The organism is Nocardia nepalensis, assembly GCF_048910785.1.
Lineage (GTDB): Bacteria > Actinomycetota > Actinomycetes > Mycobacteriales > Mycobacteriaceae > Nocardia > Nocardia nepalensis.
On record NZ_JBKBET010000019.1, the window covers coordinates 1 to 26,759 of the forward strand.

Consider the following 26,759-nt stretch of genomic DNA (forward strand, 5'->3'; position numbering starts at 1 on the left):
TGTCAACTCCGGTTGAATCGTGACCCGGTCGTTCCGGTTGAATCCGGACCCACCCCTGCTGGTTTGGTTAGTCGTTGGTCTTGGCCGCTGGGACGCGGCCGAGGTCTCGGTCTTTGAGTCGGTAGCTGTCTCCCTTCATTGAGATGACTTCGGCGTGGTGGACGAGGCGGTCGATCATTGCGGCGGCGACGACGTCGTCGCCGAAGACCTCGCCCCAGCGGCCGAAGGGTTTGTTGCTGGTGACGATCAGCGAAGCTCGTTCGTAACGGGACGAGACGAGCTGGAAGAACAGGTTCGCGGCCTCGGATTCGAACGGGATATAGCCCACTTCGTCAACGATGATCAGCGGAATCCGGCCGAGCTTGATCAGCTCTGCCTGCAGTTTTCCGGCGTGATGAGACTCGGCCAGCCGGGAGACCCACTCGGCAGCGGTGGCGAACGCGACGCGGTGACCTGCTTGGCAGGCGCGGATCCCGAGCCCGATCGACAGATGCGTTTTGCCGGTGCCAGGTGGACCGAGGAAGACGACATTCTCCTTGGCGGTAATGAAATCCAAGGTCCCGAGGTGGGTGATGGTGTCGCGTTTGAGCGAACGCTGATGGTCGAAATCGAACTCCTCCAACGATTTTCGCGACGGAAATCGAGCACTGCGGATGCGTCCTTCACCGCCGTGGGATTCGCGGGCGGAAACTTCTCGTTGCAGGCAGGCGGCCAGGAACTCTTCGTGGCTCCAGTTTTCCGAGCGGGCGCGTTCGGCCAGTCGCTCAACCGCGCTGCCGAGTGTCGGTGCCTTGAGTGCTCTTGCGAGATAAGCGATTTCGGAGGTTACGTTGCGTGAACCATTGGCGGTCTTGGTGGCCATCAGGCGATTTCCTCGCTGCTGCTCGCCTCGTCGAGGTCGAACATGCGGTCATAGTCGGACAGGTTTCGATGCTCGACATCGGTGTCGATCGCGGGAACCGCGACCAGGCGCCGGGATCGGCGCAGATCTGCGGCTGCGGCCGCATGATCGGGATCGGTGATGGATTGGTGATCGGCCCAACACCGTTGATGGCGAGCAAGTTCGGCGCCGGCCAGGGTGATCACCACCTCGGTCAGGTCGGCGCGGACTTCCACTCGCCGGCCGATCGCGACCGGATGAACGGAGTAGTCGTTGGAGTCCAACCGGACGTAATGATCGCGAGGCAGCCTGGTCGTGAGCCTCCATCCGACCACCGGATCCACCGGCGGCAGCTCGAGCATCGAGCGCCGGTCGGCATCCCAGCGATCAACCGGGCGACACTCCAACCGCCGATGGTGACGGTGGTTGGCCTTGACCAACCATTCACCCAGCTGGGTGTTGAAATCAGCCGGGCTGGTGAACACACGGCCGGGCAGGAACGAGGTCTCCAGATATCCGTTCGCTCGCTCGACCAGCCCCTTGGCCTCCGGATCGCCTGGCCGGCACTGAATCACCTTGATGCCCAACGTTCCCCGGAACGCGTTCATCGTCTCGGTCAGCTGCGGTTTGCCGCCGCGCCATTGCCCGACCGCGGACTCGTTGTCCCAGACCAGAGCTCGCGGAACACGCCCCCAATCCGAGATCAACGCCCAATGCCCGGCCAGCAGATCAGGGCTTTGCCGGGTCGGGATCATCGTCGCCGCCATGACCCGCGAATAGCCGCTGACCATCACCAACACCGGCGGACGACCGACATGGCCGAACCCCAACGGAACATCGACCGGCGGAAACCACAAATCGCACTGAGCAAGCTCGCCGGGCTGATACTCAGTGCGCGAGGCCGGGTCCACCGGCTTGAACAACGGCCGCAGCTGCTGCACTCGCTCGAAGAACACCGTCTTGCCGCGTTGCCAGCCAACACGTTCCATGATCACCGTCGTCGGCATATCCGGGAACTCGGCGAGCACCGCCCGAATCTGCGGCTCGAACTCATCGACCGCCGACCCCTTCGGCTTGCGCTGATACCGCGGCGGCTCATGGGAACCGAGCGCCTTCTTCACCGTGTTCTTCGAAACCTTCATCCGACGAGCGATCGCGCGAATCGCCATCCCCTCAGCGCGATGCAACCGTCGGATCTCCGCCCAGTCCTCCACGTTCAGCACCTCATGATCGTTCACAGGGTGGGTCAGCATTCACCCGGAATCAGAGGGTCAGTCTTCAGGCGGAAGCGACAGCCCGGATCATCCCCGCGTGCGCGGGGAGCACTCGAAGATCCGCATCATCGAATGGGGCTACACCGGATCATCCCCGCGTGCGCGGGGAGCACCGCGATGCGGTGAAGTCGGACATACTCGTCGAGGGACCATCCCCGCGTGCGCGGGGAGCACGGCAGCATCCACGCCTGGCCGGAGGTCACCCCGGGATCATCCCCGCGTGCGCGGGGAGCACATCGTCGGTGTCGCCAATACCGCTCGTCAGGCCGGATCATCCCCGCGTGCGGGGGGAGCACCTCGCGGTGGCTGACACGAGACCACCTTTGGTGGGATCATCCCCGCGTGCGCGGGGAGCACATGAAGATCGCGTTGGAGCGGTGCCCGCCGAGCGGATCATCCCCGCGTGCGCGGGGAGCACATCCCGGGCAAGACCACCACCGGGGCGGGCTCGGGATCATCCCCGCGTGCGCGGGGAGCACACGGACGAACGCAACGTCGCGGCCCTGTGGGTGGGATCATCCCCGCATGCGCGGGGAGCACGATCATGTCGGGTATCTCGGATCCGTTGCGGCAGGGATCATCCCCGCGTGCGCGGGGAGCACTGCTGGGCCAGGCAACTGGGGTTGTCCAGGTTCGGATCGTCCCCGCATGCGCGGGGAGCACCGCACCGCCTGTGCGACCAGCGGCGGCCGGATCATCCCCGCGTGGCGGGGAGCACGCGGTCTGCGCCAGCGACAGGTGCGACAGCGACGGATCATCCCCGTGTGCGCGGGGAGCACGCCAGAGCTTCCCGGACGCGATGGTGTCAGCTACGGATCATTCCCGCGTGCGCGGGGACCGCGGCCGGTTCCGTTGGTGCTCATGCGTTTTCGCTGGATCATCCCCGCGTGCGCGGGGAGCACTGCTTTTGGCCCTCACTCAGGGGCGGCGCGTTCGGATCATCCCCGCGTACGCGGGGAGCACACTTCCCCGCGTGCGACACGGGCTTTCGCTGCCGGATCATCCCCGCGTGCGCGGGGAGCGCCCGAGCGCGGGCATGTGGACGCACGTCACCGAGGGATCATCCCCGCATGCGCGGGGAGCACTCGAACGGAACCTCGCTGCGCGCCCGTGAGGACGGATCATCCCCGCGTGCGCGGGGAGCACGCGGCCACCATTTGCCATGCGTTCACGGTCGGGGGATCATCCCCGCGTTCACGGGGAGCACCCGTCCTGATGCTCGCCCTGCTGGTCGACGTGCGGATCATCGCCGCGTGCGCGGGGAGCACTGCTCCTGTGGGCACTCGCCGTACCGGTAGTCAGGATCATCCCCGCGTGCGCGGGAGCACACCAAACGGCTACGCAAGGTCGTGGACAAGCAGGGATCATCCCCGCGTGCGCGGGGAGCACTCGTTCGAGTTGGTCGACGGCGATACCGGCCCGGGATCATCCCCGCATGCGCGGGGAGCACGCCCCCTCCAAACAGCTGGATTGCGATGTGGTGGGATCATCCTCGCATGCGCGGGGATCACGGCGCCGCATGGTGTGTCGCACGGCTGGCCGCCGGATCATCCCCAATGCGCGGGGAGCACTAGTCGTGGTCGTATTCTCTGGTGTCGTCGTAGGGATCATCCCCGCGTGCGCGGGGAGCACTCGGGCACCGCGACACCCTCACCGGGCGATAGCAGATCATCCCCGCGTGCACCGGGGGCACAGGATCGATCAGAAGTGCCGCACTAATCCGGACGGATCATCCCCGCGTGCGCGGGAAGCACGGAGCCGTCATCCGCTCCTGGCGGTCAATGATCGGATCATCCCTGCGTGCGCGGGGAGCACCGCGGTGTCCCTGCGGTCAGGTTCGATAACGAGGGATCATCCCCGCCTGCGCGGAGAGCACTAAATGTATCTGATGTTCGCGGCTGTCGGCAGCGGCTGGTCTCCGAGGATCATCCCTGTGCGCGGGGAGCACATCATCGCGGCGGCCACCTGCGCGGTCTTGCCCGGATCATTCCCGCCTGCGAGGGGAGCGCCGTTCGTCTTCGGTGAGGCGTATGCGCTGATCGGGATCATCCCCGCGTGCGCGAGGAGCACTCCGGCTGGATCGCTTGGGCGACGTCGTGCAGAGGATCATCCCCGCGTGCGCGGGGAGCACCGCTTCGTTTCCTGGGCGGAGCCGCCGGTGTAGGGATCATCCCCGCGTGCGCGGGGAGCATGCTGTAGTCCCTCCAGCGCAATCATGAGGGGCCGGATCATCCCCGCCGTGCGCGGGGAGCACGGGTGCCTTGTGGCGACTATCACCAAGCTCGCAGGATCATCCCCGCGTGCGCGGGGAGCACACTGGCATCGCGCCCCATAACTTTCTCTCGTCGCGGCTCATCCCCGCGTGCGGCGGGGAGCACTCGTCCGCCAAACCCGCGTGCCGGTTCCCCTGCGGATCATCCCCGCGTGCGCGGGGAGCACCCCAACTGCTTGAGCCATTCGCTCAGCTTCGACGGATCATCCCCGCGTGCGCGGGGAGCACGGCCCCGGTAGACGCGGCATGAACCTGATGCAAGGATCATCCCCGCGTGCGCGGGGAGCACGAAGGGTCGTGCGGGGCGTGATCCATATTTCGAGGATGCTCCCCGCGCGCGGGGAGCACAGCGCATCCACCGGTTTGACTGTGGCGCAACAGGGATCATCCCCGCGTGCGCGGGGAGTACCAGGTTTTCCACCGGCCGCGGTCGTCTTGGAACGGATCATCCCCGCATGCGCGGGGAGCACTCGGTGACGCGCACGCTGATTGCCCACGACGCCGGATCATCCCCGCGTGCGCGGGGAGCACTTGTACATCCCGGCATCGCCGTCGTACGTCCAGGGATCATCCCCGCTTGCGCGGGGAGCACCGCATGGTGGTCGTCGTCAACCGGGGCGTGGGCGGATCATCCCTGCGTGCGCGGGGAGCACGGACAGCCGAATGTAGCAGTCGATTTCGCCGGAGGATCATCCCCCCGTGCGCAGGGAGCACGTCTCGAACTCGCTGCGAAGCTCTCCGATGTCGGATCATCCCCGCGTGCGCGGGGAGCACTCGGGCTGGCTTGGCGCGGTCTTGTTCCGGTTCGGATCATCCCCGCGTGCGCCGGGAGCACATCGCTTCGGTGAGCGCGCCCCTACTGCGAGCGGGATCATCCCCGCGTGCGCGGGGAGCACGTCGCCGGCTACATGCTGGTGATCCAGAACTTCGGATCATCCCCGCGTGCGCAGGGAGCAGCGCAGCACCTGCTTGCGTGTCTTCTCGGCCTGCGGATCATCCCCGCATGCGCGGGGAGCACGCCGCCGATGCTGTATCCCGCCTGACTGGCGATGGATCATCCCCGCGTGCGCGGGGAGCACCGCAAGCAGATCGGCCGCACCTGGCTGTTCGACGGATCATCCCCGCGTGCGTGGGGAGCACTCAGTGGCGCGCAGGGGGGAACTGAACTGGGCGGGATCATCCCCGCGTGCGCGCGGAGCACCTGTCTCGGCAGACCTGGCGGTCACCGCTGGGCGGATCATCCCAGCGTGCGCGGGGGCACTTCCCGAATTCTGGACAGCTAACGTTGGGAAACGGACCCGCGTGCGCGGGGACCACCACACCCCATGGAGGTCTTGCGCGGCGGCGGTCGGATCATTCCCGCGTGCGCGGGGAGCAACGGGAGGCATCTCAGAAAGCCCGTCATGTCTTAGGATCATCCCCGCTTGCGTGGGGAGCACAACGTCGCTGCGGCAGCGTTTCATTCGGTTTCGGGATCATCCCCGCGTGCGCGGGGAACGCGGGTCGGATCGGCGAGCAGCAGGTTGTTCGGTCCGATTATCCCCGCGTGCGCGGGGAGCACCTACGTCGAATCATGGTCGCTGCCGCCCACGCATGCGGGGAGTACCAGCAAGATCATCAAGCTCCCCGCCTTCAGGCGGATCGTCCCCGCGTGCGCGGGGAGCACCCCGAGGCGCGGCAGACGAGGACCATCTCGCATGCGCGGGGAGCACTGTCGCATGGACCGTTCGGGCGGTTTCGTCGGCGGATCATCCCGCGTACGGGGGAGCACCAAAGGGACCGGCTGATGAATCGGTGTTACCAGGGGTCATCCCCGCGTGCCGGGGAGCACTGTCCATGTCCTACACCCCGTATGACCGGTTCCAGACCATACCCGCATGTACAGGGAGCACCGTCTACCGGCCATAGTTTCGGTTCGCTGAATTGAGTTGCTATCGGTCGTATTCGGCGTAATCTGCACAAGGTCATCTTTCACCTGGAGGGGGCAGGAGTGGCAGAATTCGAAACATCATGTAGTCCAGTATGTTTCGACCTATCCTCCGAACCGTGCATTCCTGTCCTGACCTCTGAGGACGGGTTGCAGTGGCGAAGTCTGCGAGACGTTTTCGCCGCAGCCGACTCGGATGAGATCGCCGTCAGCCACCCATGCCCCGGCACTGAGATCGCCTGTTACGAGCTCCTTCTCGCGATCTGTCACGCGGCCGGTTACACCCCTCGTGCACCCCGCGAGTGGTCCCTGTGGGTCGACCAGGACCGATCATTCGACGATGTGGTCGACTGGCTTACAACGGGTGACGGCCGAGGCCATTTCGACCTGTTCGATCCCGAACGACCCTTTGGTCAGAACGCCTTTCTGGCCGCGCCGCTCAGGGACCTCGGCTACAGCCCGGTCCAGCTGATGCTGGAGCGCGCGAAGAACTACAACCAGTTCGCCGACCATGTACATCTGCACGATCCAGATCCGGTCAGTGCTCGCGACGCGTTCTTATCGATGATCACTCAGCATTGCTATGGGCTCGGCGGCCGGATGATGACCGAGGGTGTTGTGAAGCAAGTGGAGCACACTCTCGGCTACAAGGATCCTTTCACTCGTGGTGCTGTGGGTCGCCTCGGGGCTCGGGTGCGTGTCCTTGCTCTCGGCGACACGCTCGGCGACACGATTCGGCTCAACCTCAGCATCAATCGAACGAGTGGCACGTTCAACGCCACGTGGCGCGGTCGCCCGCGACGACGATTCATCTCCGCTCGGGAGAGCCGGACGATTGATGGACCTGCCGACTGGCACAGCACCCTTGGTCGCTCGGTACTGTTGCGCGGCAAGAGTATCGGTGAGGCGACTCCGACCGTTGATCGTGTGCTGCTCGGCATGGGTGAGACGGTTACTGTTGCAAATGACAGCGACAGCTACGCCGACCACGACACCGTGTATCTCGGCACGAAGCCACTGCAAGCCAGCCTGAGCAGGGCGCTGTGGCGCGATGCGCACGCCATCTATTCGGCCAGCCTCACCCCCGGAAGCGGTGATGGGCTGTTCGGCCTGCTGGGAAACGAACTCAAACGTCCGGTGCAACTACTCGCGGTGGGGCTGGCCGCTAATCAGCAGAGCGTAGATGGCTGGGTTCGGGATATCTTCCCATTCGACCCGGATCGGAAGAACTCACTGAAGCAAGCTGCCGAGCTCGGTGTGCAGCTGACCGATGACGCTGTCACGGCGTTGAATTCTGCAGCATCTGAAGCCTTCCGCTACACCTATCCCGCCTGCCCACGGGAACAGCGCGAGAAACTGATGAAGCGTTTCTACGCCTCGGACTATGTGTGGGCGCGAGCCGGCACGCCGTTCCATCGACTCCTCGACCGCGTCGCGGCTGGACACGACCCGCGACCCGAGCTGCTTGCGCACGCAGAGACAATCCGCGATATCACGATCGAAGCACTCGACGAACGGCTGAGATCGCTGACACCGAATGCGCGCGGCTGGCAGGCCAAAGTCCGTGCCCGGGAGAAGCTTCTGAAGGGGCTACAGGCACGTCACTTCAAGCACCAGTTGGGACCGCAATGACCGACAACGGCGCAGTTAGCCCACCGGAGCGCGACGCGGACGAGCGGGCTGCGGCACGCCTCGCAAGCTGGTTGCACGGCCTGATCGCGGCAGGGAACATTGGGTACCTGGCCGATCTGCGCCGAGCCCGCGCCGACACAGTAGCGCGGCTTCTGGCTGGCAACTACGCAGCGCCCAATGGTGTTGCTCTGGGCCCGAATTCGATCAAGGTGTTCGAAACGGTCGCCTCTCTATTCGCGCGGTTCCATGCAGGCGAGTCGACCTTGCAGAGGGGGTCGGGGTCGCTCGGGTATGCGATGACCAAAGTCGGCAACCCTGGCCACCGGGGCACCGAGAACCCTGGCTGCGTACGACTGATCAACCAGATCCTGGTTTCCCGAGAGCCTCCGTATCGCCGTATCCAGCACGGGATCGATCTGCTACGAGCCGATTCGGGCACGCCGCCGAACTGGTACCAGCTGGCTGTCGATCTACTGCGCTGGACGGACCCAGACCGCACGATCCAACACCACTGGGCCCGGGACTTCTATCTGCCCCATACCAACTCGAGAAGGGTGCGCTGATCGTGGATGATCAGTACCTGTCCCTGCACGCGATCACGACGTTCTCTGGCGTGCTTCTCAACCGCGACGAGAACAATCTGCCCAAGGAGCTTGTGTACGGCGGAGTCACTCGTACCCGTGTATCGGCACAAAGCTGGCGCAGGGCCGAACGGATGTACATGCGAAACCAAGCCAACAACGGCAAAGGGCCACTGGCAGGCCACACCTTCGGGATTCGGACTCGCGAGTGGGCGATCGAAACAGCCGATGCGCTTGTAGAACTCGGCTGGCCGAGAGAGAAGGCCAACGACATGGCACGGCTCGCTCTCGAGCATTGCAACTTGAACTTCGGAGATCCCGACAAGGATCCGATGAAGACCAAGGTTGCCATCTTCGCACCCGCTGACGCCGGCAGCAGGATGGCGACAATCCTGCACTCTCCCCCCGTCACGCTCGACAGCTGGTTCGAAGCCGAGACGAAGCGACTGCGCGAAGAGGCCGAAAGACGCGCGGCTGTTCAAGCTGCCAAGAAGAGTCGGAAAGGCCAGACCTCCGAACCAGCCAGCACGGAGCAGCAGCTCGAGGTGACGCCCATCCCGAAGAAGGTGCGTGACGCTCTCGTAGCGGCTCTGGCTCCGGCCGACGCTATCGACATCGCGCTCTTCGGCAGGATGCTCGCCGAGATCGCCGAAGCGACCGATGTGGACGGTGCCATCCAGTCCATGCACGCGTTCACCGTGGACGCCGCAGAAGTTGACGACGACTTCTTCACCGCGGTGGATGACCGGAAGGAAAGCCGCAGAACTGCATTCGATGCGATCGATGGCTGGTCGGGCGACGACAGCGGTGCCGCTATGACCGGGTATCAAAGCCTGACATCCGGCACCTTCTACCGGAATGCCGTTCTCGACCGCGCTCAGCTTCGCCGGAATCTCATCCGCGCCAGCATTCCTCCCGAGGTAGTCGCAGAACGCGCTGACGCCGCGGAACGCGCATACATAGAGTCCTTTTGCCACTCTGTGCCGAATGCGAAGAAGAACAACACCGGCGCGCTCGGCACATTGCCAAAACTTGTTCTCGCAGTATGTGGTTCGCGTCCAGTCAACTATGCCTCCGCTTTCGAGCAAGCTCTCGTCGCCAACGGCCAGTCGGTCAGTATCCAAGCCGCCCAGCGACTCCTTCGCCAACATGAGTTCGCGGCGGCGAAACTGCCCGGAATATCAGCCGGAAGAGCGTTGACCTACGACATCGACATCGCTGATCAGATTCTCGGCAAGAACGATTCGACGAGCGTTGTCTCAGTCGACTCGCCCGCGGAGCTGATGCACGCAACGCTGCGATGACGTCAACGCTGCTGATTCGGCTTGCGGGTCCTCTGCAGGCGTGGGGAACACTGTCCAAATTCCGGCACCGCGATACCGATCCCGACCGTCCAACCAAGAGCGGCGTTATCGGGCTGCTAGCCGCCGCGGACGGGCACGACCGCAGTGGAACCAACCCTGCTTATCCGGACGCGCTACCACTGGAAACACTCGCAGCACTGCGATTCGGAATCCGAGCCGACCGCCCCGGCGTGTTGGTGCGCGACTATCACACAGTCGGTGGCGGGCGCTTCCCGATCCGACCGCGCGATCTAATCCTCGACGGGCGGCGTGTTTCGGCAGCCCATCTTCCACCTGAATCCAGCGAGCCGACCCCCTTCGGCTCGTTCGATGCCCCCGGCTGGTATGGGGCTCCCAAAGGCATTGCACCTGATTCGTCGGGGGTTCTGCAGGCAAACTCCGCATTAAGGCGCAACGGGCTCGTCACCGAACGCTGGTATTTGTCCGATGCCGCATTCGTGGCCGCCGTCGAGTCCGATGATCCGGAACTACTCGGGCGGCTTGCTGAGCGCCTCGACCATCCGCGTCGCATGGTATGGCTGGGGCGCAAGAACTGCCCGCCTGCCGAGCGCCTCAACCATGGCGTCCACGAGGGAAACCTCCGGACTGTCCTCCTCAGCACTGCCCTGCTTCCCAATGCTAGTGAAGCCGAACCATATTCGTGGATCGAGACTGGCCCCAACGAGCCGGATTCCGTACCCGTCCAGGATCAGCCCGTCTCCTTCTCCTCCCGGCACCGAGTCCACATACAGAGATGGGAGCGTCGGCAGCGCATGGCAATCACAGATCCGATAATCACTTGGGAGGTGCCATGAGAGCCGCGCTGATCGCCTGCCACAGCATCCTCGAGCTGAATGCGCGACACCCCGAGACCCAACGCGCTTTGCTCGATGCCCAGGCGATGCATCGTCTGGTGATGAAGGGTTTCCTTGGCTGGGTCGAGGATGGCGCTCCCGACGCTCGCGCCCAGATGGGCGTCTTGCATACCTCGAACGTCGACTTGAAGAACCAGCTGCTGACCGTCGTCGTTCAATCCAAGGTCCCACCGGACTGGTCCCGCCTGGACAAACGCCAGCTCAAGGCCGAACCCCAGGTCATCAAGGTCGACGAGTCTATCGAGACCGGCCAGCGGTACCGGTTCCGCACTGTGGTCAACCCGGCCCGAATGAGCGATCGCCATCTTCCACCCAACGCCAGAAAATCAAGCCGACCCGAACGAAAGCGGCTGGCCGACACAACGGCTGAGCACGCACAGCAATGGTTCGCCGAACGTCTTCAGTCGCTGGGGGAAAGCGCCGTCAATCAGCGCGGTGTCCACCGAATCGGCGCAGATGCGAACCCTCTCCAGCTCGCTGTTCGCATTCTCCCGAAGCTGAGCCATCTCCAAGGAAAGCCCGGCATGCGAATCGGTCGGGCAGAAGTACGCGGCGAATTAGAGATTACCGACCCAGATGTCTTTGTCGACACCGTCATCGGTGGACTCGGGCACGCCAAGGCATATGGATGCGGGCTGATCCTGATCAAACCTGTACTTGCCAGGGCTGCCAACTGATCTGGACAAATGCCGATCTCCGCAGTCCTAGTGCCCTTGAACTCGGCCGGGGCGGAAGAAAATTCGAAGCGAAGATGAAAACGACTTGGTCACCCCTTATCTCTGCATGACATGGGCGCCCGTCAATGCCTCGGGCAGGGCTCGCGCAAGGACAGCACGACCATCTGTCCGGACTCGTCGCCGTACACCATGGCGGTGGGATCGTCCGGGTGGCCAACGCAGGCTGTGACAGTCGTTGTGTCGGTGACCCAGCGTGCTAGCTCCACTCCGCTCTCCAGATCCCATAGCCGCAATGTCCGGTCGCTGCTACCGGAAATGATATGTCGGGCGTCCGCCGTGACCGCTACCGTACGGACCCAGCCAGTGTGGCCTCGCAGGGTATGTACCAGGCGTTTGTTGTCCAGGCTCCAGACCCGTACCGTCTGATCCTGACCGGCGGACACGATATAACGACTGTCGACGGTAACTGCCAGCGCGTCGATCCTGTCGTCGTGGCCGTGCAGGGCGCACTCCAGTTGTCCGCTGTTCAAGTCCCATACGCGCACGGTCCGGTCGTAGCCAGCGGAGACGATGCGCCGACTGTCGGCGGTCACCGCCACCGCGTACACCTCGCTATCGTGATGTTTCAGGATGCGTTCCAGGTGTCCATTGTCCAGATCCCATACCCGCACGGTCCCGTCGCTACTGCTGGTAACGATGTGCTTGCTGTCGGCGGTGACCGCCACCGCGTAGACCACGCCGATATGGCCTTCCAAGGTGTGCAGCGCTTCTCCGCTGGACAGGTCCCAGACGCCTACGGGCTGGTCGTAGCCAGCGAAGACAACGCGCCGACTGTCGGTAGTGATCGCCACCGCGTTAATTGAGCCGACCTGACCTCGCAGAGGGCGTTGCAAATCTCCGCTGGCCAAATCCAAGACGCCCACAGGCTGGTCGTAGCCAGCGAAGACAACGCGCTGACCGTCGGTAGTGATCGCCACCGCGTTAATTGAGCCGACCTGACCTCGCAGAGGGCGTTGCAAATCTCCGCTGGCCAAATCCCAAACCCGCACCGTCTTATCGTGGCTGCCGGAGACGATATGCCGGCCGTCGGCCGAAACCGCCACCGCGTAGATATGGCTTGCGTGGCCTTGCAATTCACGTTCCAGACGGCCACTGGCCAGATCCCACACTCGCACGATCTGGTCGTCGCCAGCGGAGACGATCTGAATGCCTTCTGCGGTGACCGCTACTGCGTGGACAGAGCCGGTGTGACCGTGCAGAATGCGTCCACAAACTTCATTGTCCAGATCCCAGACCCGCACAGTTCCATCGCGGCCACCGGAGACGACATACCGGCCATCAGCCGAAACCGCCACTGCTTCGATGTCCCTAATGTGGCCTCGCACTGTATGTTTCAGATCTCCGCTGGCCAAATCCCAGACCCGCACCGTTCGGTCGAACCCGCCTGAGACGACATACCGGCCATCAGCCGAAACCGCCACCGCGTTGACATGGTTGTTGTGGCCCGGCAACGTGCATTCCAGGCTTTTACTGGCCAGATTCCATACTTGCACCTTCCGGTCGCCGCTGCCGACGATAACGCGCTGGCTGTCGGCAGTGACCGCCACCGCGTAGATGTAGCCGGAGTGGCCTTGCAGAGTGTGTTCCAGACGTCCGCTGGCCAGGTTCCACACCCGGACGGTCCCGTCGAAGCTACCGGACACGACGCGTTGGCCGTCGGCGGTGAGCGCCAGCGATTTGACCTCTTGCTCATGGCCTTCGACGACGCGTTTCAGTTGCCCGCTCTCCAGATCCCATACTCGCACGGTCTTGTCGCGGCTCCCGGAGACGATGTGCTTGCCGTCGGCTGAGACTGCCACTGCGTTGATGCGCTCGTCGTGACCTTGCAGGATGCGTTCGAGCGGTCCGCCGGGTTCAGTGAGACTGCCAGGAGTTCGGGGGCACAACCAGAGATGTTCATCAGATGGGCAGGCCGTATCTAAAAGGGCGCAAATTTTCGGCTCAGGGTTCCCGAGCAGGCGGCCAACGAGCTGGCCGGCGAGCAGCCGCGGTTCGTGAGCCAAGGTGTGCGCCGAGAGCTGAAGGGCGCCATGAGCTGCTTCGACTGGAGTTGAGCGGCGCCGCTGATAGGAATAGTCGGCGAGCAGATCGCTGATGCCAGTCACCGAGAGCTTGCGTTCCATCCATGCGAAACTCATGAGCAGTTCGTCGAGCCGCTCATGGCGCTCAGCATGCGCAAGGTGGAAGGCGAGATTCTGGAACAGGTAGCCGTCGTCCGGGCCACTCTCCCACGGAACCGGGTCGCCCTTGCCGCCACCGGGGTCGGTCACTTGCAGTATCTGTGAGCGATAGCCGTCGATGAAGCGGCCGTGAGTGGCCATGACGCCACCAGGACTGGCGGTGAGCTGATGGGCAGCAACGTCGAATTCGAGATCGTGCAGGGTGTACCACTCTCGGGTGTCGCGCTGCACCAGGCATCGGTCGACGAGCCGGGTAAGTCGCCGTTCGACATCCCCGACAGCATCGCCTGCAGATACCCACAGGGCCCTTACCGCGTTGAGCGGGACGCTGCCGCGGCCAGCGAATACGGCGAGCTCCCGATAACGATCCCGATCAGCCGGGGACAGGTCGTCCACGCTGAGGGTTATCGAAGCCAGGACACTGGCATGCTGATAACCGTCAGGCCCGTACTCGTCCGCGATCGCCTGAACGTCTGCCCCTTCGAGCAGGTCCGATACGTCCTGCCAGACCTGCGGACTGCCACCCCGAGCCTTGATCATCCCACCGAGCAGCGCCACGCCCAGCGCCAGATTGCCCACCCGTAGGCACAGCGCATCCGCCACGGGCGGGAGTCGATCGAAAGCAGTATCAGTCCAGCGGCCCAGCAGCGTCAGGGCTTGGTCAAGCGTCAACTGGTCCACCTCGTGCGTGGTGGCGCCGGAAGAACGAGCGATCCCGCGGTCGCGTGTAGTGAACAACAGCGCACCCCGTGCGCCAACCACGTCGAGTGCCCGTAGGATATCGATGCCCCAGACATCGTCGACGACTAGTAGAACTGCTCTGCCAGCAAGCAACTCAGCGAGACGGTGCCGACCCGCCTCGACAGTCGAGAAGGACACCACCTCACCGGTTAGCAGCCCGACAAGCCGTTCCTGTAACAGCGTAGGCGCCACGCCGCGCATCGCATCGACCCAAACAATGCCTTCGGAGAAGGCCGCCTGCATGTCCGGGTGCCGTGTGATCGCAGTCGCGAGAGTCGTCTTTCCAGCACCGCCCATACCGACCAAAGCCACCGTGGCACGCGCTAATACCTCACCTCGCGCCACCTCGACGATCCCGGGCCGCGCGATATACCGCGACGGGACGTCGGGGACGAAACCGATGAACGCGGTACCCGACACCCGTGGGAACTGCGGGGTAGCAGGGTGCCGGGCCGGTAACGGGGCTGTCGGGGCGTGGACAATGGTTATTTTCTCCGCGTTCACCCCCGCGAAAGTGTTGATCGCTGCCCCAGGTCCCCAGCTGGGTGAGGCGGCCGGGACAGGGGCTACCGGCGCGCCGACGAAGGGTCCTGTTGGTCTCGGCTTCCCGCGCGCACTGACCCAATCTCAATGTCACCGTCGAAACTGCCCTCGACCACCCGCACCCCGGTGCCAGCAGAGTCCACCTCGCGGATCCGCAGCGCCGCGGCCTCCACCCGTTCCAGATCAACCCCTACCGCTGCACCGGCCGCAGCTTCGTGGGCGCGGACCGCCGAGAGAAGCGCTTGAGCGGCAGCCAGCAAGTCCACATCACCACCAGCACCCGCGGCCGCCAGATCCTCGGCGAATTCGTCCCGCCGGTGCCGCGAGTCCGGTCGCTGTTCTAACGTCTCCACCTCGACCTGTCCATAGCGGCCCGTAACCAAACCCTTCAGCCGCTGATATGCTTCAGCGACCGCTGCTTTGGCCGTATCCCGCAGACCGGCAACCGCCCCAACCGCTAGCGCTTCGGCCACGACCTCTGGCACCGTCTCCAACATCGACATCCCCTCTGCTTCCGCGCTGGCAGGCGAAATCACTGACCGAGCCCCGACTGTACTACTATGTTGAGCTTTAGCGAGAACGAATCGCTCTGCGGTATAGCAACTTTCGAGTGTATACCGACTGTTGGCTCGCTCCCCCCCGTCGGCGCCAGCCCACTACAAATCCTCACCACCCTGCGGGCCATCGTCACCGTCCTCACCGGCCGCGACGACACGAAAGCCACCGAACTACTCAACGCCATATCGCCGGTCCCTGCCGGCCAGGACGACACCGGCGTCGCAGGCAGTATCGGCGTCGGTACCAGCCTGCTCGACGACTGGCTGTCGGGCCGCGCCCCCGAAACACCGAAAGGGCTGGCCACCGCCGTCCGCCTGCCCCGCGGCCACTGGACCGGCGAACGCGCCGCCACCTACCTGCTCGCGCTGGCCCGCAACACCGCGCCTTCGCCAAAACAAGACGCCGTCATCGCCAACCACGGCGGCCTGCACGTCCTCTACGGCACCGCGCTCGCACTCACCGGCCCCATCCACACCTGGGCGCAACTCACCAACACCCTGGTCACCGAACTCACCAACACTCACATCGCCTGAGTATCAACACATTTCACGAATTCTGCGCGCCAGAGCCCTTCAGGCTGGCAGGCGACACAAAACGCACTATGTCTGATATCGGATCATCCCCGCGTGCGCGGGGAGCACGGCGGCAACCACGGTGGATATCAATACAAAGAGGGATCATCCCCGCGTGCGCTGGGAGCACCGGTCGCGGATTTCGCGGTCGAACATCTCGTACGGATCATCCCCGCGTGCGCGGGGGGCACCACACCCCATGGAGGTCTTGCGCGGCGGCGGTCGGATCATCGCCGCGTGCGCGGGGAGCACCGGTAGGCATCTCAGAAAGCCCGTCATGTCTAAGGATCATCCCCGCGTGGGCGGGGAGCGCCCGAAGGACCCCGTCGTCGAGTTCCCTGGCCGGATCATCCCCCGCGTGCGCGGGGAGCGCATCACCGTCCTGCGCCGCGCGGCCCGAGACAAGGGATCATCCCGGCGTGCACGGGGAGCACTCCATCGAGGACGTTTACCTGATCATCGACGCGGGATCATCCCTGCATGCGCGGGGAGCACCCACGAAGATAGACCTCCGACCCGAACCAATCCGGATCATCCCCGCGTGCGCGGGGAGCACCTCGAACGTTAGACGTCAACCTATGGTGCGAGCGGATCATCCCCGCGTGCGCGGGGAGCACCGCGCACTCCAGGACACCGACTTCGCCGGGAACGGATCATCCCCGCGTGCGCGGGGAGCACACTTGTTGACCAGCGGTGATTCTGCCAGAGTTGTTGATTCTCATTCGGTTTCACCCATGGTGCGTCCTGTTCTGGGGTGATGCGGATTCGGACCGAACGGTCACGTAAGAATGCAGCCGGACATCCTCTCTTCCCACGTCAGTCATCACATGCCACTACCCACAGGATCACAGCTTCCGGCAGCAGGACGGGACCCGGACCTGTCACCAGTCTCTAAGTAGCCGAATTGAGTGCATTCGGTCGGCCGCGTGCGGAGGCGGTCTGGGCCGGTTTGAGGGTGTCCGTGTTGGCTCGGCAGGGATGGCAGGGATGGCAGGGCCGAGCCGGTACAGCAGCATCGCATCGTCATGCGAATGCCAGTCGATGGTTCTGTGAGCTTCCGTCCGGCTCCGATCGATGCTCAAGCATCGGCGACCGGGTGCCTGCAACCTCTCGAGTCCGAGCAGCCATGACGGCACTGTCCGGAGCGCGTCTCAGCTCTGTGCGACGTTCGCCTCGGCCAGCCATGCGTTGCCTGCTTCCAGAATGGCCGCCTCCTGCTCGCTGAAGCGAGTCGGGTAGGTGCCGATCACCGGGTGCCCGGCGGTTTCGAGCAGGTAGGCCAGCGCCGCGTACTCCCGAGGATGACGACCGGAAAGCGACTCCGCGTCGATGTCCGGGGCACCCGCGACGCCGAACGGGTAGGTGAATCCGCCCATGTCGTAGACGGAGTCACGATGCTCGATGCGCCAGATCCCATCACGTCGGCTCACACGGTCGAGGAATCGGTTGTGGATGGTCACGCCGATCCCCGCACCAGTGAGTTCCGCGAGGAGGATCGCGTTGGTCTCGACAAACGCGCGATCGCCCGCGAAGCGGATGGTGGGAGCGCCGATGAAGTGCTTGCTACGCAGCGGCCCGTGCCCCATACGACGAGCGCCGTCGACGAAGTCGTGGGCGGAGCCGGAGAACCACAGGATCCTCAGCGTGGCGTCTTCATGGAACAAGCCGGCCAGCTCGTCCCACTGCTCCTTGTCCCGATGAATCCAGCCTATCATCAACTCGCTGATCGCCCAGCGGTCTTCGATTCGGTTGTCGCTCATGGCTTCCCACCATGCCTCAACACACCTCAGCCCGCACCTCTACCGCCATCACCGTCTGGACCGGACACACAGGCGCCGTCCAAATTCGTGGACACTACACCTGTCCGAATTTCCGGTGCCGTCCAAATTCGTAGACGGACTCCGTCCAGATCAGTCCTGCCTCTTCATTCACCCGGAATCCGTTACCAGCGACTGCACCTCGTCCAGACCAGCGACCCCGCAACGCTGCCGCCGCAGCCGCCTGTTTCGCCGCGCTGCAGGACGTACGCCGACCGGTCGTCACCGACAAGCATGCCGATGCACTGCGGATGCCGGACAAGCCGCGTAACAACCTGTCCGGCAACCAGACTCGCACGGTATGCGTTATGGCCATCGCAGTGGTCGAATGCTCGGCAGACACACCGGCCAGACCTGCGAGACGCTTTTCTGGTGGCCAGGCCTTCTTCACGCATCGGCACCAACCAGAACGTGCCATCCCACGGAGCCCGAACCAAAGCCGTTCACGCAACCACCCCGCACTACCCCACCGCCGCGTGATACGGCTCCCGATGCTCCACCCACGGACGCTGCCGCTGCTCCTCACTCATCGCCAACAACTCACGCAAATTCACCCACGCCACCTCATCGGTCGGGGTATAGATCTGCATCCACGCATGCGGAAGCGACGGCAAGGACATACTCGTCAAGAACATCTCCAACTCCCCCACCGCCAGATTACGAATCTGCTTGGTCCGGCTCGCCGGAACAGCTACATCATTGCGCGCCCACAGCGACGCGAAAGTCTCACTCTCCGAGCATAATTCAGCGATGAAATCTTCCCAACCCGGATCACCCAGATTCTTCGCATGCGAACCACGCAGACAACCAACCATGCGGCGCAAATCATCCCAATTGTGGTGGTAGGTATCGCAGCACTCTGGAGTCAGAAACACCCGACGCGCCACATTCCGCTCTCCCAGCAGGAAACCCGGGCACAACACCTCATACGGTTTATTGTGAGCAAGCACGTCATAACGCGCGCTCAGCACCACACCCGGCAACGGCTCCAAATGATCCAAAATCACCTGAAGCTCTTCCGGCAGAGCAGTTCCCGCATGCGCGGTCGGCACCGTGGGCACATCAGCGAGGCGGTATAGATGCGCCTTCTCCGCGGCATCCAGCGACAGCGTACGAGCCACCGCATTCAACACCTGTACGCTGACATTTATATTTCTGCCCTGTTCCAGCCAGGACAACCACGGAAAGGCGTCGCCATGAGCAACGCCTCCACCGGAGCGCAAAGACGCAGCTCAGAACCACCTTTCGCGTGGATGCACTTCTCGAGACAGCTGTATAGCCGGCTTAACGCGACACGAACTCCAGTACTCGACCGGCAGCGTCATGGACGACCGGAAATGGCGGACCGCTTCAGCACCTGCTGTGACGAAAACATGATCAGCGAGCCTTCCAACCATCCCCGCGCCCACACAACGCACCCAGCAGATCGCTGTAGCGCCGGCATACCCAGGCGAGCCACGTACCGAACTGACAGGGTCAGGACACCGCCCTCGACTCACATGCGATCCGCCGTAGAGCAGACTGGGCGCGCTGGGCGGATGCTCGACATCGCTTCGTCGCTTCGCCACAAGAGTCGATCCCCGAACCCGCGTCCAATGGATTATGAGCCAGAGGCTGAACTCGACCTTCGATCCAGTTCGACCAGCTTCGAATTCCTACACCTAGCTACACGAACACCTTTGAAGAGAGTGGATTCGAGATGCGATGGCGTTCACTAGGTTTCGATTGGATTCGGATGAAAAGTAAACAGAGACCTGCTGGGCGCAGCACACTGATCGAACCTCCGCCCCAGAGTCTACTTCAACCGCCAGTCCTCCTCCCGCGCGAACACGCGAGCAATCAATCTGCAAACTACTCGGTTTGATGATTTTGATCCGATGGACGTGTGGGCGGGTTCGTTGTGGTCAGGACGACGATTCGGGGAACATCTCGTCCAGAAGCTTTTCAACGGGCCCAATGATGCGTTCTAGCCACTCGACTCGGTTCTTCTCCGCCCAGTTGTCGATTTGCTCACCGAGTAGTCGCATATCGACAGCCTTGATGGTCTTGAAGCTCGGTACGGGGCCGCGGAACGCCTTGTTGAGCCAGGCCTCCACCGTTTCCGCAGTCGGTGCCTGCCTTCGGAACGGGATGGATGAAGGGCACGGAATCGTTGGGATATCGGCTCGTCCACCAAGCTTGGCGTAGAGATCGCGCCTGATCCGCAACCATCGGTACATCTGCATCGTCGGCTGCAGCAGCATAGCCGGCAACACCAACGATACTAAGACCACGATCGCACCCACCCACTCAGAGACTCGAGAGAGAAGGAGGGCGACCCCATAGAGGCCCAGCGGGATCGCCACGGCACTGAACAGTTGCAAGAATATAAGAAACTTCTCGTAACCGGTGTAGCGGACAGCCTCGTAGGAGGCGACACGATACGCCTCACGAATCATGCTATCTCGCAACACCTTTGGGCAATCCTCTCCGGTCACATTGACGATCTCTGCGAACCGTTTCACCCGGTGGACATGTCGTCGCCGCCTCGACAGTGGCACCAGAGACCACAGCGACACCAGAGCCGCCACAGCCCCTGGCACCGCGACGAGAACAGTCGGCCACGGAGCAGTCATGCAAGGAGGATAAGCGGCCCGGAGACGTCGGAATCCCGATCAGCTGGCGGCAGCATCGACCTCCGATTCGACTCGGGCAGTGGCGGACAGGGAGTCGGTAGCTTGTAGCATCAACTAGTGAAAACTGGAATGTGCTCTGTCGCAGGCGCTCTCGTTGTCGCTGCAGTGTCCGTCGCGGCTCCCGCTGCCTCCGCCTTCCCCATCCCCGGCTCAGCCGGGGATGGGGACAGCCGGGAAGTGGTGATCATCGACGGCCAACTGGAGCTGAGCGACCTGGACTCGTGCTGGGCTAGTGGCTTCCCGCGTGACATTCGCTTCGAGAACCGTAGTAAGCGCAATTTCCTGGTGTACGCATCCAAGGATTGCAGCGGTGAACCCACTGCGACCGTGGCTGCGGGTGGATCCGCGACGTATTACGGCTGGTCGGCCGTGGCGGCCAAGTAAGAAGCGGTCGGGCGCGTAAGGAGCAAGCTCCGAACGAAACTGGTTTCGTTCGGAGCTTGCGTTTCATGAACCGTGCCTCTCAGTCCGGCAGGCCGCAACCGGTGCTGGCAGCGGACAACTCGAGACGGTCGGCCTGGTCGCGAATTCTTCGGTCCCGCAGCAGCTTGCGGAGCGCGCGGCGGAATCTCTTGTGTAGCCGCCTTACCGACGGCCAGACATCTGCGTCCAGCTCGTTGATCGCCACACCACCACTGGGGACGCCCGCCATAGAACGTGGCACCGTGCGGCGTGGGAATGACGGTGTGCGAGATCATGCCCCATCATCACTCCCGTTCGGGGCTGGCCGATAGAAGTCCAATGGTAGAACTTCTGCTTCTGGCACAACAGGATTCGGCTCTCTACGATCATCTTCGCTTACATACTTCTACCAGCATGAATAGCTTGTAGCTATCTTCTGTCGAATCAAGCTGCGTCGCATCGGATTCTGCCGAATTCGGCTGAAAATATGGAGTAAAAGTGGAGTTCCGGATGCTCCTCGCCTCATGTGGGCGGCGCAGCAGCTTGGCTCTTCGGGCCAATCCGGACCTGCGATCTCTGGGTTATGACAGACACCGATACAGCCACCTTCGGATGGCTTCGGTTTCCTACATCTACCTGCACAGACTCAAGTCCTGACCATGCGCCTACCTGACATCGCATTCGGGCGTATTCGGACCAAAAGATCCAGTAAAGATCCAGCAGGAGAATCTTTTCAGCAAGGCCGCAGCCACAAGCGCCGCACCTCGTCGAGAACAGCGACTACCGCCGATTCAGAAGATCACACCGTCGCTTCCGGCTCGCGCGTGGCCTCGGTAGCGGTCAACAACCGGAAATAGCCGATGAGCGCGCTTGCGGTCCCGCACATCTGGTCCGATACGGCAACGTGGCGGATCGCGATCCGCTGCGCCACTGTATGCTCGAAGGCCTCAACGATGCCCTCGACCTACTCGAACGCACCGCCCAGCCGAATGAAAATTGAAGTGGTCAGGCTGTCTGACATCGCGGTGAGCGACGTTATCAAGGCGTCAGATGGTGACTTGTGGCGAAAGGTCGAGCGGATTGAGTCGATCGCCCCGCAGTCGAAGAACGACAGGTCCGGTGAGTACTGGAGCGGTGCTTCTTTCATCGGTCCCGTTGTGACCGGGGATGGGTCCCTGGCCTACGACACTGTTAGCGACAGGTTCAGCTTTCGCGAGGATGAGGAGATAACCCGCCGGACAATTCCATAGCCCTAGCCCGGCCTGCCGGTGTACCGTTCCGCCGATGCTTGGGTCTTGCGCTCAAAGAGGGGTCGCTGCGTGGCAATTCGATTGGAATGGTTCCACCGTCTGGAGTCGGTGTTCGTTAGCCCAGCGGATGTAGTTGGGGCGACATTCGACACGACGGTCGCAGGCTACGCGGCAACGGTCCACTTCCCATCGCAAGGTAAGGCGGGAAACCTTTGGCCTCCTGAAGGCGTAGTCCAGAAGCCGTCGGCTGAGTGGGGGACGCTGGCTATGGCGCCAGGTAAGGCACCGCCTGGTGTTGTGATTCAGAGCTTCATGCTCAGCGCCGACGTGGATTGCGATGAAGGTGGCCTGCAAGGCGTAGCCGAGAGCATTGTGGAGGCGAGGACCCGTGGTGGGAGGCAGCGAGCTCATGGCTGGAAATCGTTACGGGGCAGCGGTTAACGGCTGTCGGGCACGAGGCGCGAGCTGGATTCCGCAATGCAACGCCTATCTGGAGGGTGTCGGCGGATGGTTCGGAACCGGCGCGCTTCTCTATCGCAATGACGTTCGATGTGTTTCCGCCAGGCTTCACCAACGGGGCATCAGTAGAGATCCTGCGGCATTGCTTTACGTTAGCGGGGGCGATGAAGACGCCTTCGCTTCCGTGGCTCTTGATCAGGGATGCACGATCACTGCACCACGTGCGCCAGTATCGACGCGCGGTGATCGACGCTGGGAGCGCCGCTGAGATCGCGGTGAAGGAGCTGATCCGTGCGAACCTCCCTGCAACGCTTCCCCCGAAACTGGCCGAGAAGCTTACTGAGGGCCAATTGGGTCCCGCGCTCAACACTCTCAAGGATTCTGGCTACATCACGACACCACGCGACTTCACGACGCGCCTGGTGCGGGTTCGCAACAACGTAGTGCATATGAACGCCGATGGAGCAGTGAGCGGTGCTCAAAGCTTGGACGCAATTGTGGTGGCAGCTGAGTTGGTCGAAGCCGCCGAGCCGTTGCCTCCTGGGCTCGTCCGAGAATGGCTGTGACCCGCCATCGCTCTTCCTTCGCTTCCTCATACAGACCATCTCTGAGCTGACGGTAGGGGCTAGTCAAGGGTGCCGTAGGCATCACGGAATGACGCGAAGCGCGCTTTACTCGTCCGGACGGTTGTCAGGTGATCGGGCCAATGAGGAAGTGGGGGAAGTCCGCACGTGTCACCGAGTTTGGTTGAAGCCGCGGCTTCTTATCGGACTTCCTTCGGCGGGACCACAGCCAGTCGAGTGAGCAGTGCTGGCTGATTCGGGCTCGGGCTGCGGGAGAGACGGGCGGGGACGGCTCACACGCTGTGCCCACACTTCCGCACCCACGCGGGCGGGCGGATCATCCCCGCGTGCTCGAGGAGCACTTCGGCGCTGGTTTGTGGTGGATGTTGACCGCGGATCTTCTCCGCGTACGCAGGGGGCACATGACGCGGCGGTGTGCGATGAATCTGCCGGTTGGCGGCTCATCCCCGCGTGTGCGGGGAGCACATGGACGAACGCGACGTCGCGGCCCTGTCGGTGGGATCATCCCCGCATGCGCGGGGAGCGCGGGCTCGCCTCGTAGACCGGCACGCCCATGCCAGGATCATCCCCGCCTGCGCGGGGAGCACGTCGCTGCGCAGCTGCTCGCGGTCAGCGCGGGCGGATCATCCCCGCGTGCGCGGGGACACCCCGTATCGAACACCTTCGGTGCCTTCAGGTTCGGATCATCCCGCGTGTGCGCGGGGAGCACCCCGTGACGATCGAACGTCGTTGGCGTTGGCCGGGATCATCCCCACGTGCGCCGGGGAGCACGACGTTGGCCGCCGACCATAGTGCGTCCATGCCGGATCATCCCCGAGTGCGCGGGGAGCACGCGAACACGGCGGTAGCGATCTTTCCGGCCTTGGGATCATCCCCGCGTGCGCGGGGAGCACGAGTTGATCAGGTGCGGAAGCCCGGTGGTCAGCGGATCATCCCCGCGTGCGCGGGGAGCACGAATTCTGATGCGTCGGCATCCAGCAGCAGTCAGGATTATCCCCACGTGCACGGGGAACATGCGGTGCTGCCGAAGAAACGCGGCGCCATCGTGGGATCACCCCCGCGTGCGCGGGGAGCACTGCTCGCGTAGGTCGGCAATTCACTGCCGCCAGGGATCATCCCCACCTGCGCGGGGAGCACGCATCGCCACCCAACCTGTCAGAGGCGTGAAACGGATCATCCCCGCGTGCGCGGGGAGCACATTGCGCAGGTGACCATCCCATACGAAAGCAGCGGATCATCCCCGCGTACGCGGGGATCACGTCAGGTCTAAGCCGTACCAGTTGCGGTAGTAAGGATCATCCCCGCGTGCGCAGGGAGCACGCGGTGCTTGCTCGTGTCTACAGCCGCGTGTTCGGATCATCCCCGCGTGCGCGGGGAGCACGGTACCCCGACCGGTGGCACTTTCACGCTGACCGGATCATCCCCGCATACGCGGGGAGCACGATGTGGGTTGAGGACCGGGCGGGCCGCCGGATCATCCCGCGCGCTCAACGGCTCATCGACGAAATGATCGAGTACGGATCATCCCTGCGTGCGCGGGGAGCACAGAGGCCCAGTCCCCCAACGCAATTCGGCCCACGGATTATCCCCGCGTGCACGGGGAGCACGCGCTCGACAAAACCGGCGACGCGCTCAAAGAAGGATCATCCCCGCGCGCGGGGAGCACGTCGGATTGGGTTACTGCGGGCGACACCGTCGACGGGTCATCCCCCGCGTGCGCGGGGAGACGGTGACCGACCTGTCGAAAGTCCTGCGCGCCTTCGGATCATCCCCGCGTACGCGGGGAGCACCCAAGTTCGCCGAGTTTGACCATGTGCCGCAGTGGATCATCCCCGCGTGCGCGGGGAGCACCCAAGTTCGCCGAGTTTGACCATGTGCCGCAGTGGATCATCCCCGCGTGCGCGGGGAGCACACATCGACGCCCCACCACTGTTGTTACTCGCGAGGGATCATCCCCGCGTGCGCGGGGAGCTTGCTCACCCGGTTCGGCACGCTGCTGGTATCCGGGACCATCCCGCGAACGTCCAGCGCCTTGCCCACCGCTCAGTGCACGTGTGGATCATCCCGCGTGCGCAGGGAGCCCGTACCGTTTCTGATGGGTACTATTTTCGCCCGGGGAACATCCCCGCACATGCGGGGACCATTTGGAACTGGGCAATAATGTCAGCGTTCCAGTCCGGATCATCCCAGCGTATGCGGGGAAGCAGGACACACCGGATCGGGAAGGGGCTTTTCTTCGCGATCATCCCCGCGTGCGCGGGGACACACTCTTCGATCGAGATGTGCGCGGTCTTGGCGATCGGATCGTCCCCGCGTGTGCGGGGAGCACTCCGGTTTCCCGAACAAGGTGACGATGCCGACGGGATCATCCCTGCGTGCACGGGGAGCACCCGAAGATCCGGCGGGGGGCAGAAGCTCGGCGGGGGATCATCCCCGCATACGCGGGGAGCACCTATCGAGACGGGGCCGGGGAGGTTACAGGAGGGGGCCATCCCCGCGTGCGCGGAAAGCACTGTCTCAGCTAATTCCCGCATTTCCGTCGCCCAATCCCCTCGTGTGCCGGGAAACACACATGATGACGTTTCGGATGTTGGTGCCGATCCCGGGCTCAGCCCTGCGTGGACATTGAGCACCCATTACTGAGTCACTGTGAAGTTTTCAATGAGCTAATCACTGCGTCATGGATCGTCCTCGCGTACCTGGAGGCGACCAACCGCGTCGGGTCGGTCTCGGTGACTGCGAATGGATCAGCGTATTGGCGCAACGGACATTAGGCCGCACCCGTATGCTCGTCCGTGGCCGACGCCGGCAAGGATCGCGTCGTTTATTGCGCGAGGGTCGGTGACAATTGTGGTGCCCTCGAAGGTTGTCGTGTCGATGACAAGCCGTGAACGCCGTCCGTCTTTTGAGCGCTTGCCAGTAAGTCGCGTGTGAGCCGTTAGATCGGTGCTGGTCAGTTCCAGTCCGGATTGGTTGGCTTTGCGAGCCCACCACGCTGCCGCTTCGTCTCCGGCCAATGCTTGGAGGCGTCCACGTTTGTCCGGTCCTTGCGGGATGCTTTTGGTTGGGTTGGCGAGGATGCGGTAGCGCACGTGTGTGCCCGCGTTGAGTTGGTCTAGCAGCGGTGCGAGGTCGACAGAGCCGACGACGTCGTAGCCGGGAGTGAGGCGGTCTCGGCTGGGCTGAGTGAGGGATTGCATCAGGATGTGCACCCCTGCGGCAGTGTGTTCGATGCGGTAGAGCAGTCCGGCGGCGGATCGGCTGGAGGGGCCGAAGTCGGGTCGGCAGGCCAGAGTGGTGAGGACGTGGTGCATTCTTTGGATATCGCGAAGGTCTTGTCGCACTTGGGGTTGTGCCGCGTTGGCGATGATTTTGGTCGAGGTTGCGGGTTTGTGTGGTGAAGGTGGTCATCGGTGTCTCCCCATCGGCGGGGTGCGTCCTCGCGTGTACGGGTTCC

Annotated in this window: 18 protein-coding genes and 3 CRISPR repeat arrays; of the genes, 8 read left to right on the forward strand and 10 right to left on the reverse strand. The window is 63.4% G+C overall.

The annotated features are described in order from the left end of the window. Positions 1-67 precede the first annotated feature (67 nt). Entirely contained in the window at positions 68-862 is a 795-nt protein-coding gene (gene istB, locus ACHQ4I_RS10910; protein WP_420771240.1) for an IS21-like element helper ATPase IstB, read from the reverse strand. Then, positions 862-2,103 carry an IS21 family transposase gene (istA, locus tag ACHQ4I_RS10915; protein ID WP_420771243.1) on the reverse strand — a complete coding sequence of 414 codons (1,242 nt, stop codon included), beginning with the start codon at positions 2,101-2,103 and terminating at the stop codon, positions 862-864. Before istA ends, istB begins: the two co-directional genes overlap by 1 nt. 79 nt (positions 2,104-2,182) lie before the next feature. Next, positions 2,183-2,818: a CRISPR direct-repeat array (repeat unit 24 nt; unit sequence CATCCCCGCGTGCGCGGGGAGCAC). A 1,988-nt stretch (positions 2,819-4,806) separates the two neighbouring features. After that, positions 4,807-5,079: a CRISPR direct-repeat array (repeat unit 29 nt; unit sequence CGGATCATCCCCGCGTGCGCGGGGAGCAC). A gap of 1,337 nt (positions 5,080-6,416) precedes the next feature. Between istA and ACHQ4I_RS10920 the strand changes: the two genes are divergently transcribed. From ACHQ4I_RS10920 to cas6e (ACHQ4I_RS10940), 5 genes are read left to right on the forward strand one after another with little or no spacing between them, the layout of a single operon-like run. Continuing rightward, positions 6,417-7,985, forward strand: coding sequence for a type I-E CRISPR-associated protein Cse1/CasA (locus ACHQ4I_RS10920; protein ID WP_420771579.1), 1,569 nt, complete (start codon positions 6,417-6,419; stop codon positions 7,983-7,985). After that, positions 7,982-8,548 carry a type I-E CRISPR-associated protein Cse2/CasB gene (gene casB / locus ACHQ4I_RS10925; protein WP_420771580.1) on the forward strand — a complete coding sequence of 189 codons (567 nt, stop codon included), beginning with the start codon at positions 7,982-7,984 and terminating at the stop codon, positions 8,546-8,548. Before ACHQ4I_RS10920 ends, casB begins: the two co-directional genes overlap by 4 nt. Positions 8,549-8,550: 2 nt before the next feature. After that, a complete protein-coding gene (locus tag ACHQ4I_RS10930; RefSeq protein ID WP_420771581.1) occupies positions 8,551-9,870 on the forward strand; it encodes a type I-E CRISPR-associated protein Cas7/Cse4/CasC in 1,320 nt (439 codons plus the stop codon). Then, positions 9,867-10,724, forward strand: a complete 858-nt coding sequence (gene cas5e / locus ACHQ4I_RS10935; RefSeq protein WP_420771582.1) for a type I-E CRISPR-associated protein Cas5/CasD — start codon at positions 9,867-9,869, stop codon at positions 10,722-10,724. The genes ACHQ4I_RS10930 and cas5e overlap by 4 nt, the downstream gene beginning before the upstream one ends. Beyond that, positions 10,721-11,461, forward strand: coding sequence for a type I-E CRISPR-associated protein Cas6/Cse3/CasE (gene cas6e, locus ACHQ4I_RS10940; protein WP_420771583.1), 741 nt, complete (start codon positions 10,721-10,723; stop codon positions 11,459-11,461). The genes cas5e and cas6e (ACHQ4I_RS10940) overlap by 4 nt, the downstream gene beginning before the upstream one ends. Positions 11,462-11,583: 122 nt before the next feature. On the opposite strand, the gene ACHQ4I_RS10945 is transcribed toward cas6e (ACHQ4I_RS10940), so the two are convergent. Then, on the reverse strand, positions 11,584-14,862 hold the full coding sequence (locus tag ACHQ4I_RS10945; RefSeq protein WP_420771584.1) for an NB-ARC domain-containing protein: 3,279 nt from the start codon (positions 14,860-14,862) through the stop codon (positions 11,584-11,586). Between the two features lie 146 nt (positions 14,863-15,008). Beyond that, positions 15,009-15,488: a hypothetical protein gene (locus ACHQ4I_RS10950; protein WP_420771585.1), complete on the reverse strand. Its 480-nt coding sequence runs from the start codon at positions 15,486-15,488 to the stop codon at positions 15,009-15,011. 57 nt (positions 15,489-15,545) lie between these two features. Here ACHQ4I_RS10950 and ACHQ4I_RS10955 point away from each other — a divergent pair, with 57 nt between their 5' ends. Then, positions 15,546-16,076 (forward strand): hypothetical protein, encoded by a 531-nt coding sequence (locus ACHQ4I_RS10955; RefSeq protein WP_420771586.1) that lies wholly within the window; start codon positions 15,546-15,548, stop codon positions 16,074-16,076. A gap of 444 nt (positions 16,077-16,520) precedes the next feature. Continuing rightward, positions 16,521-16,793: a CRISPR direct-repeat array (repeat unit 29 nt; unit sequence CGGATCATCCCCGCGTGCGCGGGGAGCAC). A gap of 473 nt (positions 16,794-17,266) precedes the next feature. Here ACHQ4I_RS10955 and ACHQ4I_RS10960 read toward each other — a convergent pair. The 3 genes from ACHQ4I_RS10960 to ACHQ4I_RS10970 form a co-directional block, all read right to left on the reverse strand. Next, positions 17,267-17,875, reverse strand: coding sequence for a nuclear transport factor 2 family protein (locus tag ACHQ4I_RS10960; RefSeq protein WP_420771587.1), 609 nt, complete (start codon positions 17,873-17,875; stop codon positions 17,267-17,269). Positions 17,876-18,393: 518 nt separating this feature from the next. Continuing rightward, a complete protein-coding gene (locus tag ACHQ4I_RS10965) occupies positions 18,394-19,053 on the reverse strand; it encodes an MmyB family transcriptional regulator (protein ID WP_420771588.1) in 660 nt (219 codons plus the stop codon). Positions 19,054-19,836: 783 nt separating this feature from the next. Next, positions 19,837-20,547 carry a hypothetical protein gene (locus ACHQ4I_RS10970; RefSeq protein WP_420771589.1) on the reverse strand — a complete coding sequence of 237 codons (711 nt, stop codon included), beginning with the start codon at positions 20,545-20,547 and terminating at the stop codon, positions 19,837-19,839. A 165-nt stretch (positions 20,548-20,712) separates the two neighbouring features. Between ACHQ4I_RS10970 and ACHQ4I_RS10975 the strand changes: the two genes are divergently transcribed. Further along, the gene (locus ACHQ4I_RS10975; protein WP_420771590.1) at positions 20,713-20,991 is read left to right on the forward strand and encodes a hypothetical protein; all 279 of its coding nucleotides are present in this window, start codon (positions 20,713-20,715) and stop codon (positions 20,989-20,991) included. An 817-nt stretch (positions 20,992-21,808) separates the two neighbouring features. Here ACHQ4I_RS10975 and ACHQ4I_RS10980 read toward each other — a convergent pair. Beyond that, positions 21,809-21,940: a hypothetical protein gene (locus tag ACHQ4I_RS10980; protein WP_420771591.1), complete on the reverse strand. Its 132-nt coding sequence runs from the start codon at positions 21,938-21,940 to the stop codon at positions 21,809-21,811. A 33-nt stretch (positions 21,941-21,973) separates the two neighbouring features. Beyond that, a complete protein-coding gene (locus ACHQ4I_RS10985) occupies positions 21,974-22,156 on the reverse strand; it encodes a hypothetical protein (RefSeq protein WP_420771592.1) in 183 nt (60 codons plus the stop codon). Positions 22,157-22,798: 642 nt separating this feature from the next. Here ACHQ4I_RS10985 and ACHQ4I_RS10990 point away from each other — a divergent pair. Next, entirely contained in the window at positions 22,799-23,284 is a 486-nt protein-coding gene (locus tag ACHQ4I_RS10990) for a hypothetical protein (protein ID WP_420771593.1), read from the forward strand. A gap of 2,765 nt (positions 23,285-26,049) precedes the next feature. On the opposite strand, the gene cas6e (ACHQ4I_RS10995) is transcribed toward ACHQ4I_RS10990, so the two are convergent. After that, positions 26,050-26,673: a type I-E CRISPR-associated protein Cas6/Cse3/CasE gene (gene cas6e / locus ACHQ4I_RS10995; RefSeq protein ID WP_420771646.1), complete on the reverse strand. Its 624-nt coding sequence runs from the start codon at positions 26,671-26,673 to the stop codon at positions 26,050-26,052. Positions 26,674-26,759 lie beyond the last annotated feature (86 nt).